At 71.1% G+C, this 14,832-nt stretch carries 15 protein-coding genes; 5 read left to right on the forward strand and 10 right to left on the reverse strand.

Going from position 1 to position 14,832, the window contains the following annotated elements; genetic code table 11:
• Positions 1 to 29 precede the first annotated feature (29 nt).
• Entirely contained in the window at positions 30 to 326 is a 297-nt protein-coding gene (locus Aiant_RS14460; RefSeq protein WP_189336448.1) for a DUF4193 domain-containing protein, read from the reverse strand.
• Between the two features lie 346 nt (positions 327 to 672).
• On the opposite strand from Aiant_RS14460, the gene Aiant_RS14465 reads away from it, so the two are divergent.
• The gene (locus tag Aiant_RS14465; protein ID WP_189336447.1) at positions 673 to 1,224 is read left to right on the forward strand and encodes a LytR C-terminal domain-containing protein; all 552 of its coding nucleotides are present in this window, start codon (positions 673 to 675) and stop codon (positions 1,222 to 1,224) included.
• A gap of 8 nt (positions 1,225 to 1,232) precedes the next feature.
• Here Aiant_RS14465 and Aiant_RS14470 read toward each other — a convergent pair whose 3' ends face one another.
• The gene (locus Aiant_RS14470) at positions 1,233 to 2,054 is read right to left on the reverse strand and encodes an inositol monophosphatase family protein (RefSeq protein WP_189336446.1); all 822 of its coding nucleotides are present in this window, start codon (positions 2,052 to 2,054) and stop codon (positions 1,233 to 1,235) included.
• A 254-nt stretch (positions 2,055 to 2,308) separates the two neighbouring features.
• Here Aiant_RS14470 and Aiant_RS14475 point away from each other — a divergent pair, with 254 nt between their 5' ends.
• Positions 2,309 to 3,859: an RNA polymerase sigma factor gene (locus tag Aiant_RS14475; protein WP_189336445.1), complete on the forward strand. Its 1,551-nt coding sequence runs from the start codon at positions 2,309 to 2,311 to the stop codon at positions 3,857 to 3,859.
• A 244-nt stretch (positions 3,860 to 4,103) separates the two neighbouring features.
• Complete coding sequence (locus Aiant_RS14480) at positions 4,104 to 4,346, forward strand: DUF7455 domain-containing protein (RefSeq protein ID WP_189336513.1); 243 nt, start codon at positions 4,104 to 4,106, stop codon at positions 4,344 to 4,346.
• A 1,055-nt stretch (positions 4,347 to 5,401) separates the two neighbouring features.
• Here the strand turns inward: Aiant_RS14480 and Aiant_RS14485 are convergent.
• From Aiant_RS14485 to Aiant_RS14495, 3 genes are all read right to left on the reverse strand, one after another.
• Entirely contained in the window at positions 5,402 to 7,009 is a 1,608-nt protein-coding gene (locus Aiant_RS14485; protein ID WP_189336444.1) for a GGDEF domain-containing protein, read from the reverse strand.
• 61 nt (positions 7,010 to 7,070) lie between these two features.
• A complete protein-coding gene (locus Aiant_RS14490; RefSeq protein WP_189336443.1) occupies positions 7,071 to 8,801 on the reverse strand; it encodes a DEAD/DEAH box helicase in 1,731 nt (576 codons plus the stop codon).
• 291 nt (positions 8,802 to 9,092) lie between these two features.
• Positions 9,093 to 9,317: a DUF3039 domain-containing protein gene (locus Aiant_RS14495; protein WP_189336512.1), complete on the reverse strand. Its 225-nt coding sequence runs from the start codon at positions 9,315 to 9,317 to the stop codon at positions 9,093 to 9,095.
• 116 nt (positions 9,318 to 9,433) lie between these two features.
• Between Aiant_RS14495 and Aiant_RS14500 the strand changes: the two genes are divergently transcribed.
• Together Aiant_RS14500 and Aiant_RS14505 are read left to right on the forward strand one after the other, a co-directional pair.
• Entirely contained in the window at positions 9,434 to 10,384 is a 951-nt protein-coding gene (locus Aiant_RS14500; protein WP_189336442.1) for a pseudouridine-5'-phosphate glycosidase, read from the forward strand.
• Between the two features lies 1 nt (position 10,385).
• Positions 10,386 to 11,273, forward strand: coding sequence for a carbohydrate kinase family protein (locus tag Aiant_RS14505; RefSeq protein ID WP_189336441.1), 888 nt, complete (start codon positions 10,386 to 10,388; stop codon positions 11,271 to 11,273).
• A gap of 661 nt (positions 11,274 to 11,934) precedes the next feature.
• Here Aiant_RS14505 and Aiant_RS14510 read toward each other — a convergent pair.
• From Aiant_RS14510 to Aiant_RS14530, 5 genes are read right to left on the reverse strand one after another with little or no spacing between them, the layout of a single operon-like run.
• A complete protein-coding gene (locus Aiant_RS14510) occupies positions 11,935 to 12,315 on the reverse strand; it encodes a DUF3099 domain-containing protein (protein WP_189336440.1) in 381 nt (126 codons plus the stop codon).
• Between the two features lie 59 nt (positions 12,316 to 12,374).
• Positions 12,375 to 12,950 carry an HhH-GPD-type base excision DNA repair protein gene (locus Aiant_RS14515; RefSeq protein WP_189336439.1) on the reverse strand — a complete coding sequence of 192 codons (576 nt, stop codon included), beginning with the start codon at positions 12,948 to 12,950 and terminating at the stop codon, positions 12,375 to 12,377.
• 4 nt (positions 12,951 to 12,954) lie between these two features.
• Entirely contained in the window at positions 12,955 to 13,473 is a 519-nt protein-coding gene (locus Aiant_RS14520) for a GAF domain-containing protein (protein WP_189336438.1), read from the reverse strand.
• Positions 13,470 to 13,742, reverse strand: a complete 273-nt coding sequence (locus Aiant_RS14525) for a hypothetical protein (RefSeq protein WP_189336437.1) — start codon at positions 13,740 to 13,742, stop codon at positions 13,470 to 13,472. The genes Aiant_RS14520 and Aiant_RS14525 overlap by 4 nt, the downstream gene beginning before the upstream one ends.
• Positions 13,743 to 13,762: 20 nt before the next feature.
• Entirely contained in the window at positions 13,763 to 14,809 is a 1,047-nt protein-coding gene (locus Aiant_RS14530; RefSeq protein WP_189336436.1) for a methyl-accepting chemotaxis protein, read from the reverse strand.
• Between the last annotated feature and the right edge of the window lie 23 nt (positions 14,810 to 14,832).

Consider the following 14,832-nt stretch of genomic DNA (forward strand, 5'->3'; position numbering starts at 1 on the left):
TGAAACGCGCTGCGCGCGAGCACGCCCTCTCAGGCGCACTCGCGGCAGATCAGCTCCCCGTTCCGCTCCGCGGCCAGCTGGCTGCGGTGGTGCACGAGGAAGCAGCGGGAGCAGCGGAACTCGTCGGTCTGCATCGGCAGCACCTTGACGGTCAGCTCCTCGTCGGCGAGGTCGGCGCCGGGCAGCTCGAAGCTCTCCGCCACCTCGACCTCGTCGACGTCCACAGATCCCGACTGCGAGTCGGTACGACGGGACTTGAGCTCCTCGAGGCTGTCCTCGCCGAGGTCGACCTCATCGCGACGCGGGGCGTCGTAGTCGGTGGCCATCGGTTTTCACTCTCCTGTATCGATGTGTCACTTGGCGTTAGTAACGCCGATGACGTGGTTTCGGTTCCCGGTTCCGCCAGACGATTTCTGACACTCGTTCGGACACCGAGTAAGGGCCCGGCGAGCGCGGAACCTTACCGCTGTCGCGGCAGAGTTGTACGCCCACTGGCGGCACATTGTTCCCGATGTGACTGAGGCGACATCAAAGTAGGGGTCCCGACCTCTGGATCATCGTCGGCGCGCCGGAAGCATTCCCTGTTTCCGCGCGCCTGGCGGACAGACGCTAACCTCTCGACAGGCCCGGCGACCTCACCGGGGCCGGTCGTTCGATCCTGGAGCCAACCCCATGAGCTTTGCGCGCGTCCGAGCGCTCGTCGTCGTCGGCGTGCTCGCCGTGGCCGCGATCGTGTTCGTCATCGTCGCGCTGGTCCGCGACAAGCAGACGGACATCGCGAACGGTGCCAACTGCCCCAAAGGCGCCCCGCTCGCCGACGTGCAGTTGCCGGACGATCCCGCCGAGGTCACCCTCAAGGTGCTCAACGGCACCAAGCGAGCCGGCCTGGCGGACCAGGTGACCACGGAGTTCAAGAACCGCCGGTTCACCGTACAGCCCTCCGGGAAGAGCAAGACCAAGTTCGACGGGGTCGCCGAGATCCGGTTCGGCCCGGACGCCGTGGGCCGGGCGCAGCTGGTCCGGGCGTACTTCCTCGCCCAGTCGAAGATGGTCTACAACGAGAAGCGCAAGGGCGCGGTCATCGAGATCGTCATCGGGGACAACTTCCAGCAGCTCGCCACCACCACCGAGGTGAACCAGTCGCTGGTCGAGATCGGCGAGCCGGAGCTGCCCCCGGGCGCCTGCGTCAAGCCGGTCACCAAGAAGCCCGACGCCGACAGCTGACCACCCGCCTAGGCACCGCCCGCGGCGTCCAGCTCGACCAGCAGGTCGTGCAGCACCGGGAAGAGCGCGGGCGGGGCCAGGAGCACCATCTCCGATCCCGCCGGCGCGCCGTTCAGCCCGGCGACCACCATCCCGGCCTCGGCGGCGATCAGGCCGCCGGCCGCGTGATCCCACGGGTTGAGACCTTTCTCGAAGAACGCGTCCAGCTTGCCCTCGGCGGCCAGGCACAGGTCGAGGGACGCCGCGCCGAAGCGCCGGACGTCACGCACCCGGGTGATCAACTCGGCGAACACCCGGCCCTGGTGCGCCCGGCGGCGCGGGTCGTAACCGAACCCGGTGCCGATCAGCGCCTGGCCCAGCACGGTCTCGGTGGAGCAGGCCAGCCGCCGGCCGGCCCGCCACGCGCCGCCGCCGCGGGTCGCGGTCCACTCGTCGCCGGTGGCCGCGTTCACCACCACGCCGGCCAGCACCTCGCCGTCCACCTCGGCGGCCAGCGAGACCGCGTACTGCGGCAGGCCGTACAGGTAGTTCACGGTGCCGTCGATCGGGTCGAGGATCCAGCGGACCGCGCCCGGCTCGGTGGTGCCGGCGTCGCCGTACTCCTCGCCGAGCACCCCGTCGCCCGGCCGCCCGGCCCGCAGCGCCTCCACCACCTGACGCTCGACCGCCTTGTCCGCCGCGGTGACGACGTCCGTGTCGGTGCTCTTGGTCTGCACGTCACCGATCGCCTCGTCGCGCATCCGGCGCGCGGTGGCCGCCGCCTCCCGGGCCACCCGGACGGCGATCGCCAGCAACTCACCGGGCGACGTGCCCGAAGAAATCTCGCTCACGTATGGGTCCTTTCCGCCGATACGATTCTCGCCCGGAGCGTCTCCGACGAGGTCGTCGGCCCCCGGCGGCGTGCTGCGGGGGGAGGATCTCGTGAGACGGCGCTACAATTCACCCCTGCCCACGCTTCACGGACGCTCACACCGGGACCATCCGTGAACCGGGGGCTCCCAAAATCGACTCCGGCGAGACTCGCCCCCGCGTGCTGCGCTGGACCACGGCCGTGCCCAAACTCATCGCCTCCGGAAGGTCATTCGTGACAGAAGCCCACCAGAACGGTGCCGACGTTCGCTCTATCACCGAGGCCTTGGTCACCCATGCTCAGGGTGCGGGCGGGCAGCTCACTTCGGCCCAGGTCGCGCACACGCTCGAGTCCGCCGGCGTCAACCCGGCGCAGGCGAAGAAGATCCTGCGCGGCCTGGTGGACGCCAACATCACCGTCGTGGTCGACGGGTCGGCCAGCACCCGCCGCAAGGTGGCCGCCGCCCGCTCCGCCACCCCCGCGTCGAAGGCGACCACCGCCAAGACGGCTCCGGTGAAGAAGGCCGCGCCCGCCCCGAAACAGGCTGCGCCCGCCGCCGACCCCGCCGCCGTCGCGAAAAAGGCGGCCCCGGCCGTCAAGAAGGTCGCTCCGGCCAAGAAGGCGGTCACCGCCAAGGCCGCGCCCGCCAAGGCCGCGAAGCCCGGTGAGGAGGGTCCCGAGGGCGAGGAGATCGACCCCGAGGAGCTCGCCGCCGAGATCGAGGACGTGGTGGTCGAGGAGCCCGCGGCGATGGTCGCGGCCGCCGCGACCGACGCCGCCAGCTCCGCCACCGACGGCGACTTCGAGTGGGACGACGAGGAGTCCGAGGCTCTCAAGCAGGCGCGTCGTGACGCCGAGCTGACCGCTTCGGCCGACTCCGTCCGGGCCTACCTCAAGCAGATCGGCAAGGTCCCGCTGCTCAACGCGGAGCAGGAGGTCGAGCTCGCCAAGCGGATCGAGGCCGGCCTCTACGCCGCGGAGCGCCTGCGGGCCGCCGAGGAGGGCGAGGAGACGCTCGAGCGCAACTTCGAGCGTGACCTCAAGTGGATCAACCGGGACGGCGAGCGGGCTAAGAACCACCTGCTCGAGGCGAACCTGCGGCTCGTGGTCTCGCTGGCCAAGCGCTACACCGGTCGCGGCATGGCGTTCCTGGACCTGATCCAGGAGGGCAACCTCGGCCTGATCCGCGCGGTCGAGAAGTTCGACTACACCAAGGGCTACAAGTTCTCGACCTACGCGACGTGGTGGATCCGCCAGGCGATCACCCGCGCCATGGCCGACCAGGCCCGCACCATCCGCATCCCGGTGCACATGGTCGAGGTCATCAACAAGCTCGGCCGCATCCAGCGCGAGCTGCTCCAGGACCTGGGCCGCGAGCCCACCCCGGAGGAGCTGGCCAAGGAAATGGACATCACGCCGGAGAAGGTGCTGGAGATCCAGCAGTACGCGCGTGAGCCCATCTCGCTGGACCAGACGATCGGCGACGAGGGCGACAGCCAGCTCGGTGACTTCATCGAGGACTCCGAGGCGGTCGTCGCGGTCGACGCGGTCTCCTTCTCGCTGCTCCAGGACCAGCTCCAGCAGGTCCTCCAGACGCTCTCCGAGCGGGAGGCGGGCGTGGTCCGGCTCCGGTTCGGCCTGACCGACGGCCAGCCGCGCACGCTGGACGAGATCGGGCAGGTCTACGGCGTCACCCGCGAGCGGATCCGCCAGATCGAGTCCAAGACGATGTCGAAGCTGCGGCACCCGTCGCGGTCCCAGGTTCTGCGCGACTACCTGGACTAAGACTTTCAGTCAACATTGCGTGTCCGTTTGGTCACCACCCGTACATCAACGGGTGGTGATCAGACCGTTGTGCAGAAGTGATCGTTGACGTGGCACCCTGGGATCACGGCACACTAGTCGGAACCGGTGTGACCTCGGTCCCCCCGGGGCACTCTGGGAAGGCTGCAACGGCGCAGGGTGTTGCACGATGTGTGAGCAGTAGCCGAGGAACATGTTCATCGGTGACGAACAGAGGAGGAAGGCGATGACCCCGACCCTCACGCCGCCGGCGGGAAACCTGGCCGGCCTAGCAGCCGATGAACGGTGCGACCGCTGCAATGCAGCCGGGAAGCTCCGTTTGACACTGGCGGGCGGTGGCGATCTGGTCTTCTGCGGCCACCACGCCAACCGTTACGCCGAGGACCTGGTGAAGATCGCGGTGCAGTTCTCCGCCGATCCGGAGTTCACCTGGCGAGGCGCGAACATGATGTCGAACTCCAGCAACTAACAGCGAACAGCGGTCCCCCAACTACAGACGCGTGACAAAGGGGCGCCTCCTGCGGGGCGCCCCTTCCGCGTGCTGATTTTCCGGGCCTCACGGACGACGGCAGGCGTCTCCGGCCCGAGGACCGTTCGGCCCACGCCTGGCCCGCAAGATCAAATTCGGCGTTCAAGACCTTCCTTGACGCAGGTCCGCTCGGGTACGGACCGCATGCTCCCGCGCGGGCCGGGCCCGGCGATCTGGCCGCTGGCGCGTCCAGAACGATCGCCGGCCCCTTCACTGTCCGCGGCTGGTTCCGGAGATCAAACCCCAGCTGGTCCTCAGCGCCCTATCCCGTTCTTGAATAGGGCCACCGGGGCCAGCCGAACTCTCCCGGCTGGTCCTCAGCGCCCTATCCCGGTCCTGGATAGGGCCATCAGGGCCAGCCGGACACTTTTCGGCTGGGCCTCAGCGCCCTGGGCAGACGTGGGATCGGGCCAAGCCGCTTGACACTCATGGCACAAGAGATGTCTTCACTGTCCGCGGGTGGTTCCGGAGATCAAAACCCGGCTGGTCCTCAGCGCCCTATCCCGGTCCTGGATAGGGCCACCAGGGCCAGCCGAACTCTCCCAGCTGGTCCTCAGCGCCCTATCCCGGTCCTGGATAGGGCCACCAGGGCCAGCCGAACTCTCCCAGCTGGTCCTCAGCGCCCTATCCCGGTCCTGGATAGGGCCATCAGGGTCAGCCGGACTCTCCCGGCTGGGCCTCAGCGCCCTATCCCGGTCCTGGATAGGGCCATCAGGGCCAGCTGGACACTTTTCGGCTGGGCCTCAGCGCCCTGGGCAGACGCGGGATCGGGCCAAGCCACTCGACACCCCCGGCACGTGGGATGTCTTCACTGTCCGCGGGTGGTCACCGAAAACCCCTGCCGGTACCGATGACCGGCCCGAACCACCGAGCCGGCACCCACCGCGACCGGCAACCCCATGGCCTGGCACGCGAACCCCGGCCAACCACCTACTGCAACCGGCGGCAGCGCCGTGATCGGCAGCCCCATGGCCGGTCACGGCAGGACCAGCGAGTCAGGCGGCAGCCCGGAAACCCGCCTCAGCGGCTGTCTCGACGGCGTCGCCGCCCTGGCGCTTGGCGCGGTACATCGCCGCGTCCGCGCGGCACACGGAGTCGCTCAGGGCCGCTGCCGGGCCCACCGCGACGCCGATGCTGACCGTGGCGATGCAGTCCGGGATCTCGCGGACCGCGAGGACCATCCGGGCCGCCACCGCGGCGGCCTCGGACGGCGCCGCCGCCGGCCCGGTCAGCAGGGCGGCGAACTCGTCCCCGCCGAGCCGCGCCACCAGATCACCGGCGCCCACCTGGGCCGCCAGCGCCGCCGCGATCGCCCGCAGCGCCTCGTCCCCGGCCGCATGTCCCCGAGTGTCGTTGATCACCTTGAATTTGTCGGTGTCCACCAGCAGCACCGCGACGTTCCCCGGCCGGCTCTGGGCCGACTGCACCGCGCTGTCGAAGGCCCGCCGGTTGGGGATCCCGGTCAGCGGGTCGACCTCGGCCGCCCGGGCCACCTGCTCGTGCCTGGCCCGCAACTGCTCCAGGTCGTACCGGGTGCGGGCGGCGTGCAGGGTGCTCAGCCGCTGGCGCCACAGGGCGGCGGCCAGGCTGTCGCCGTAGGCCAGGGTGGCCTCGGCGTCCGCGGAACCGAGGTGGGCCATCAGGACCGCCCGGGTGCGGTGGGTGCTCGCCACCACCAGCCAGTCCGCGTCCGGCTGGAGCTCGGCGGCCGCCTCGGCCATCACCTCCAGGGCCTCGGCGGGACGGCCGGAACGGAGCAGCGCCACCGCCTGGAACGGCCGGCTGATGGCCAGCGTGTCGGAGGGGAAGCCACGGTCACGCAGCCGCTGGAGGTAACGCGCGATGTCCGCCGCGGCGCCGGCCGGGTCGTGCCGGTCGGCGCGCGAGCAGGCGGCGTACAGCAGCGCGTTCTCCCGCCAGCTGGCCGCGTCGTCGCCGGAGACCTCGGCGGCGGCCCGGGTGGCGTACCGCTCGGCCTCGGCGCTGTGGCCCTCCGCCTCGGTGACCCGGTGGATCTGGTAGAGCTCCAGGGCCCAGCGCAGGTGCATCTCGGCGAGGTTGAGCAGCCACATGGCACGGTTGCCGTTCTGCTCGCCGTCCGCGCTGCTCATCTCGTACGCGCTCTGGAACTGTGGCTCGACCAGCTCGTACAGGCGCAGCTCGTACCAGCCGATGGCGACCGCGACCCGGGAGTTGACCGCGGCCACCGGGTCCGGCTCACCCTCGGCCAGCATCTCGGCGGCGACCAGGTCGCGCAGCACCTCGTCGGCGTCGTAGTCGGCGGCCGGCTCGCCGGCGCTCCCGCCCGGAGCGGTCAGCCGGAGCCGCTGCCAGGCCCGGCTGGCCAGGGCGGCGGCCTGCCAGCCCCGGCTGCCCTCCCGCTCGGCGGCGCACAGCATCGGCCCGGCCGCCTCGATCGCGGCCCGCGGGTCGGCCTGGGCGATGTACGCCACCATCCGGACGAAGTGCATGCAGGCCGGCCCGTCGGCGAGTTCGCCGGTGGCCGCCCGGAGAACCGCTTCCGCCTCGGCCAGCACGGCGACCGCGTCGCCGGTCTGCGCCCGCTCCAGCAGGCGCACGGCGTGCAGTGTGTTCTCCCGCATAACCACCCCTCCGGTGGCACTGATCGGCCGCCGGCGCGACGAGCAGAGGAAACCAGCGGACTCAGAACGTCTGGATGGTGGCGATCCGCTCCTCGAGCTGTTCGATGGTGGCCTGCGCGCTGGGCGGCCCGCCACACAGCCGGCGCAACTCGGCGTGAATCTTTCCATGCGGCAGGTTGGTCCGGTGGTGATGCGCCGCGACCAGGGTGTTCAGCTGGCGGCGCAGGGTGGCCCGCCGCTCCCCCGCGCTCATCTGCACGACCGGCTCGCGCGGCGGCGGCTCCGGCGCGTTCCGGGCCGCCTCCTGCTCCAGCTTCTTCTGCACGGCGAGCTGCTCGGTCTGCCGCTTGTTCAGCAGCATGGTGACCTCGTCCGGGGTGAGCAGGCCGGGCAGGCCGAGGTAATCGGCCTCCTCGGCGGTGCCGGTCCGGGCCGGCATGCCGAACGACGCACCGTCGTAGATGACCTCTTGCAGCTCGGCGGTCGCGGACAGCGCCTCGAACTGTTTCTCCAGGTCGCCGATCGCGTCCTCGGACTTCTGCGCCCGCTCCAGCAGCTCGTCGTCGAGGCCGTCCTTCTCCTTGGGCGCGCCGAGGACGTGGTTGCGCTCCGCCTCCATCTCGCTGGCCAGCCCGAGCAGGTGCGGCACGCTGGGCAGGAAGACGGTGGCGGTCTCGCCGGGCTGCCGGGACCGCACGAAGCGCCCGATCGCCTGGGCGAAGTAGAGCGGGGTGGACGCGCTGGTGGCGTAGACGCCGACGGCCAGGCGGGGGATGTCGACGCCCTCGGACACCATCCGGACGGCGACCATCCAGTGCTTGTCCGAGGCGGCGAACTCGGCGATCCGGCCGGAGGCGCCGTCGTCGTCGGAGAGGACCACGGTGGGCGCCTCGCCGGTGAGGTCGTGCAGCAGTTTCGCGTACGCCCGAGCCGCCGTCTGGTCACTCGCGATGACCAGCCCACCGGCGTCCGGCATCCCCTCCCGCACCCGCAGCAGCCGGTTGTGGGCGGCCGTCATCACCTGCGGCATCCACTCGCCCCGGTGGTCCAGGGCGGTACGCCACGCCTGCGCGATCAGGTCCTTGGTCATCGGCTCGCCGAGCCGGGCGGCCAGCTCGTCACCGGCGTTCGTCCGCCACCGGGTCTCGCCCGAGTACGCCATGAACATGACCGGCCGCACGACCCGGTCCCGCAGCGCGTCCGCGTACCCGTAGACCGAGTCGGCCTTGGAGCGCTGGATGCCGTCCATGCCCCGCTCGTACTGCACGAAGGGGATCGGGTTCTCGTCGGAGCGGAACGGGGTCCCGGTCAGCAGCAGCCGCCGCTCGGCCGGCTCGAACGCGTCCTTGACCCCGTCGCCCCAGCTCCGCGAGTCGCCGGCGTGGTGGATCTCATCCAGGATGACCATGGTGCGCCTGGTGATGGTGCGCCGCTTGTGCACCTGGGGGGCCATGCCGACCTGGGCGTACGTCACGACCGCCCCGTGGAAGTCCCGCGACGAGTGGATCTCCGAGTTGCGGAACCTGTGGTCGAGCTGGATGCCGACCCGGGCCGCCGCCTGTGCCCACTGGGTCTTGAGGTGCTCGGTCGGGCAGACCACGGTCACCGCGTCCACCGTGCCGTCGTTCAGCATCTCGGCGGCGAGCCGCAGCGCGAACGTGGTCTTGCCGGCGCCGGGCGTCGCCACGGCCATGAAGTCCTCGGAACGGCGGCGAAGGTACTCCACCATCGCCTTGCGCTGCCATGCCCGCAGGGGCGGGAAGATCTCCAGGTTCGGCGCAGACGGGCTCAAGCTCCGGTGATCCCTTCATCCACGGAAAAACCCCCGCGGCGTAGGTCGCGGAGGCGAGGTATCAGCATAGCCGCGGCCCCGGTCGATCCGGGGGTTACGGCACGGCGCCGGGCACACCGGCGATCCGCGGCGACGCGGCCGTGACCAGCGGAAGCAGACCGGCGGCGCGCGGCCGCCGCCGAAAGGTGACAAGAATCGCCTCACCGCGGCGATGCCGGGGCCGGGCCGACCGGCAGCACCCCGGCGGCCGATGAGGGCGCCGGGTCACGCGGGATGCCCGAGGGCGGCCGGTCAGGCCTTCATGGCCTCGTAGATCTCCTTGCACGCCGGACACACCGGAGAACCCGGCTTCGGCGACTTGGTGACCGGGAACGTCTCCCCGCACAGCGCGATCACGTGGGTGCCCATCACGGCACTCTCCGCGATCTTCTCCTTGCGCACGTAGTGGAACATCTCCGGACCGGTGTCGGCGTCCTTGGTCTCCGGACGCTCGAGGATCTGGGTGCTCACAGGTATCTGCCCTTCGAAGATCACTAAGTCGATGGAGGGAAAGCTCCAGCCGACAAGTCTTGCACCTCACGCCTGGTCGGTCCAACGACCGACCAGCAGCCCAGCCCCGTACGGTAGCGGGCGTGACTGACTTCGCTATTCGCTTCGGTGACCACGTGACCCGTGCGCGCCGTGACGGCCGGCCGGTGGTGGCCCTGGAGAGCACCATCATCTCGCACGGGCTGCCGCACCCGGACAACCTGCGGGTGGCCCGGGAGATCGAGCAGACCGTCCGGGACAACGGCGCCGTGCCCGCCACGATCGGCATGATCGGCGGGGAACTGATCGCCGGCCTCGACGACGCCCAGATCGAGCACCTGGCGCTCGCCGGGGACGTGGCCAAGCTCTCGGTCCGCGACCTGGCCATCGCCGCGGCCAAGCGGGCGGACGGCGCCACCACGGTCGCCGCGACCAGCGCGGTCGCCGCCGCGGCCGGGATCGGCGTGTTCGCCACTGGCGGCCTGGGCGGGGTGCACCGGGAGGCGAACCTAACGTTCGACGAGTCGGCCGACCTGACCGCGCTGGCCCGCACCCCGATCGTGGTGGTCTGCGCCGGGGTCAAGTCGATCCTCGACGTGGGCGCCACCCTGGAGCGGCTGGAGACGCTCGGCGTCTCGGTGGCCGGTTACGGCACCCGGCGCTTCCCGGGGTTCTTCATCACCGACGGCGGCTTCGACGTGGACTGGCAGCTCGACTCGCCGGAGCAGGTGGCCGACTTCATCCGGGCCCGGCGCGACCAGGAGGTCAGCGAGGGCGCGCTGGTGCTGGCCAACCCGCTGCCGGCCGACGAGCAGCTGGACCCGGAGCTGCACGACCGCACGCTGGCCTCGGGGCTGGCGCTGCTCGCCGAGGAGGGCGTCACCGGCAAGGCGGTCACCCCGTTCCTGCTGGCGCACTTCCACGCCAGCACGCAGGGGCAGAGCCTGGCCACCAACGTCCGGATCATCCTGCGCAACGCCGCCCTGGCCGCCCGGATCGCGGTGGCGGAGAACAGCGGGACGGCCGCGCCGGTCGGGTTCGCGGCGCCGGCCTGAGATGACCCGGGTGATCGTCGTCGGGGATCTGGTGACCGACGTGCTGGTGGAACACGACGGGCCGATCCAGCCGGGTTCGGACACCGCGGCGGCCATCCGCGTCGCCGGCGGCGGCCAGGCGGCCAACACGGCTGCCTGGCTGGCCTCGGCCGGGCAGCCGGTCACCCTGGTCGCGGCGGTCGGCGACGACCGGGCCGGCCGGGACCGGGTGGCCGAGCTGGCGACGGCCGGGGTGCGCGACGCGATCCAGGTGCGCGCGGGCGCGGCCACCGGCAGCGTGGTGGTGCTGACCGGCGCCGGCGAGCGCACGATGATCACCGATCGGGGCGCCTGCCTGCTGCTCGACCCGGCGCACGTGACCGCGGCGATCGCCGGCGTCCCGGGCGCCCACCTGCACCTCTCCGGCTACCCGCTGCTGCACGCCGGGTCGCGTCCGGCGGGCCTGGCGGCCCTGGCCGCGGCGCGGGACCACGGACTCACGGTGAGCGTCGACGCGGCGTCCGCCGCCCCGTTGCGCGCCGCCGGGCCCGAGGCCTTCCTTGCTTGGGTACGCGGTGCCGACCTGTTGCTGTGCAACGCCGATGAGGCCGACGTGCTGGCCGGGCCCGGAAGTCCGGCGGCGCAGGCGGCCCGTCTGACCGATTTCGTTCAGCACGCCGTGGTGAAGCGGGGCGCCGGCGGAGCCGTCTGGGCGACCCGGGACGGCGGGTCGTGGTCCGCCCCGGCCGTCCCGGTGCCGGTGAAGGACCCGACCGGCGCGGGTGACGCCTTCGCGGCCGGCCTGCTCAAGTCCTGGCTGGCCGGCGACCCGCCGGACACGGCGCTGGCGGCCGGCGCCGCGCTCGGCGCGACAGCGGTCCAGCTCCTCGGAGCCCGCCCGGCGTCATAGCACCGCGCAGGCAGCGTCCGTAGCACCGCGCAGGCAGCGTCCGTAGCACCGCGCAGGCGGCATCCGTAGCAACCGCGCAGGCGGCATCCGTAGCAACCGCGCACGCGGCATCCGTAGCAACGCCCAGCCGGATGCCGTAGCGACGCCCGACGGGTGTCGTCCCGTGGCAGCCGTGCGAGGACAACCGCCCACGGCGGTTCAGCGCGGCAGCCGTGCAGCGGTCGCCACGCCAGGCCTCCGGAACCACCCGCGGACCGTGAAGACATCCCATATGCCAGGTGCGTCAAGCGGCTTGACCCGATCTCGCGTCCGCCAGGGCGCTGACGACCAGCCAAGGAGTGTCCGGCTGGCCCTGACGGCCCTATCCGGCAACGAGATAGGGCGCTGAAGGCCAGCCCGGAATACCCAGCTGGCCCAGCTGGCCCTACCCGAGAACCAGATAGGGCCCTGGAGGCCAGCCCGGAGCGGCCGGCTGGTCCTGGTGGCCCTACCCGGGAACCGGATAGGGCGCTGGAGGCCAGCTGGGTTTGATCTCCGGAACCAGCCGCGGACAGTGAAGAGGGCGGCGATTGGTTTGGACGCGCCAGCGGCCAGATCGCCGGCCTCGGCCCGCGCGGGAGCATGCGATCCGCACCCGAGCGGACCTGCGTCAATGAAGATCTTAAGGGGTTTTGTCGGTGTCCCGCGGATCGACGATCTCGGCGTCGATCGTGACCGGCTCGTCCTGGATCGGCGCCGCCTCGCTGAGCGCCATCTGCTGCCGCTCCCGCGCCGCCGCGTCCGCCGCCCGCTCCGCCTTCGTCTTCGGCGCCCGGTCGTTGGCGATCAGCACCGCGGCCCAGGGCAGGAACACCATGCCGGCCGCGCACAGCACCAGCCAGAGCGGCAGCAACGGCACCCGTGCGCTGATCAGCACGGCGCCGAGGATGAGGCAGCCGACCCGGGCGCTCATCATCGCGACATAGCGGATCTCCCGGCTGCGGAGCTGGTCGCCAGGACTGCGCGCGGCATCGGTGATCAGTACCGAGGGCTGCTTCTTCACAGGGGTCTCCGTCCGACCCCGCCATCCTCGCACCGGCCGCCCCGCCATGGCCAACCAGACTAACTTTTAGCGGCCTTCGCCTCCGCCTTGGCGGCCTTCTTGTACTCGCGGACCTTGGCCAGCGACTCGTCGTCGACGATGTCGGCGACCGACCGGTACGCCCCGGCCTCGCCGTAACCACCGGCGGCCTCCCGCCACCCGGCCGGCTCGACCCCGATCTGCTTGCCGAGCAGCGCCACGAAGATCTGCGCCTTCTGCTTGCCGAACCCGGGCAGCGCGAAGATCCGCCGGTAGAGCTCGGCGCCGGTCGGCACGTCCCGCCAGAGCGCCGCGACGTCGCCGTCGTACTGATCGGCGATCACCCGGCAGACCTCCTGCACCCGGGCCGCCATCGCTTTCGGGAAGCGGTGCAGCGCGGGCGGGGTCGCGAAGATCTCCAGCAACGCCTCCGGGTCGAAGTCGGCGAGCTCGGTCGCGGTCGGCTCGTGCCCCAGCCGCTGGGCCAGCACGAGCGGCGAGGTGAACGCCTTCTCCATGGTGATCTGCTGGTCCAGGACCAGGCCGAGCAGGACCGCGAGCGGGTCGCGGTCGAGCAGCGCGTTCGCCTCGGCGGGAATGGGCAGGGAGAAACTCATGGGGTCATGATGCCCGGTCGGCGTGCTCCTCGATGCGCCGGACCGTCTCGTCGGCCATCCCGGCCAGGTAGGCGAGGTCGGCCTCGGCGAACTGCCGGGGCTGCACGTCCAGCGCGCACAGGCCGCCCACCACGTGCCCGTTGGTGGAGATCAGCGGCGCGCCGATGTAGGACCGCACCCCCTCCACCCGCACCAGTGGGTTGTCCCGATGCTCCGGGTCCTGCGCGGTGTCGGGGATGAACAGCGGCTTGCCGCCGGTCAGCAACCGGGTGCAGAACGCCCACTCGACCGGGGTGCCACCCACCTCGCCGGCCCATGCCGGGATCGGCCCGCAGCCGGCCAGGAACACCTGGGAATCGTCGAGCAGCGCGTCCAGCACCGCGAACGGAGTGCCGATCCGGCCGGACACCTCCTCGACCATGCCGGCCAGGTACTCCCGGGGCGCCTCCCGGTCGAGCCCGAGCCGGGCCACCTCACGCAGCCGGGCCGTGTCGTGCAACTGCGGGTATTGCGGCAACCTCACGACGGAACCGTCCGGGCCAGCGCCTCGTAGGTGATCAGCCGAACCTTCAGCGACCGGCCGGCCACCCGGCTCAGCTCCCCGATCTCCATCACGTGCTCGGCCACCCGTCGCATGTCGGCCGGGTTGGTGACGGGTCGTTGCAGGCCGAGGGACTGGACCGCAAGGCCCCACAGTCCCTCCGCCATCTTCGGGCCGAGGAGGTCCGCGAAGGCCTTCACCGCGTCGTGCTCGGTCGGCCGCTCGTGGCCGTAGTCCTCCATGCGAGGCATGGCGCTGACCTCTTCCCTGCTCAGAACAACTCGATCAACGGTTCGTTCGCGGCCTCGGCCTCGGAGCCGGTCTGCGCGGCGTGCGTGAACCGCTGGCGGGCCATCACGTGCTTGGCCCGCAGGTCTTCGACGTTGATGCCCTGTTCCCTGATCTCGTCGGCGCTGAGCTCACCCCGGGCATACCCGGCCACCGCCGTGGCCTGCCGGCTCACGTCAGCGACGGCTTCAGCCACATGTTCCAACATCTGGCGGCTGATGTCCTGGAACTGCACATGTCCGACCGCCCCGGTGGTCTCTCCGACCAGTTCGTCGGAGCTGCGCTGGACCTGCCGGGCCGCGTCGATGGTGTCCCGCAGGATGCCGCTGACCATCTCCGACATCTCCCGCTGGGCGTTCGCGATGCCGCTCAACCGGCGGGTCATCGCGGTGTCCTCCGTCGCCGCCGGGAAGTCCTGGGCCCGGTCGAACTGCGTGTCGTCGGAGAGCACCGCGTCCAGCCTGGCGGTCAGGTCGGCGATGTTGCTGCCGATGCCGTGCGCCGCCTCCGACGACCGGTGCGCCAGCTTGCGCACCTCGTCGGCGACGACCGAGAAGCCCTCGCCGGCGTCGCCGGCCCGGACCGCCTCGATCATCGCGTTCAGAGCCAGGATGTTGGTCGCCCGGCTCACCTCTTCGATCTGCTTGACGTGCTCGTTGAGGTCACGCATCTGATCGACCAGCGCCCGGATCTGGTGGTCCCGGTACAGGAAGTACGCGATCAGGCGCCCGACCAGCTGGTCGTTGGACGCGCCGACCTGGCTCAGCTCCTGTTCGGTGCGGCTGAGGGTGCCGGCGAGCTGCGACACGTCGCCGGCCATCACCTCCGCGAGCGAATCCACCTTCACCAGCTGCTGGATGATCGCGTGCGCGGCCTCCCCGGTCTGCTCGATGACGTCGTTGACATGTCCGTCGACCACGTCGCAGTACGCCGGGATCGGCTCCAGCGCCTCGGCCACGACGTCCCCCCGTACGCCCTGCTGCTCCGGTTGTTCCGAAGAGGACGAGAGCCTGCGGAGAAGGCTGGCCATCCGATACCTCCGATGCGAAACGA

Origin of the sequence: Actinoplanes ianthinogenes (assembly GCF_018324205.1) — a bacterium.
Taxonomy (GTDB): Bacteria; Actinomycetota; Actinomycetes; order Mycobacteriales; family Micromonosporaceae; genus Actinoplanes; species Actinoplanes ianthinogenes.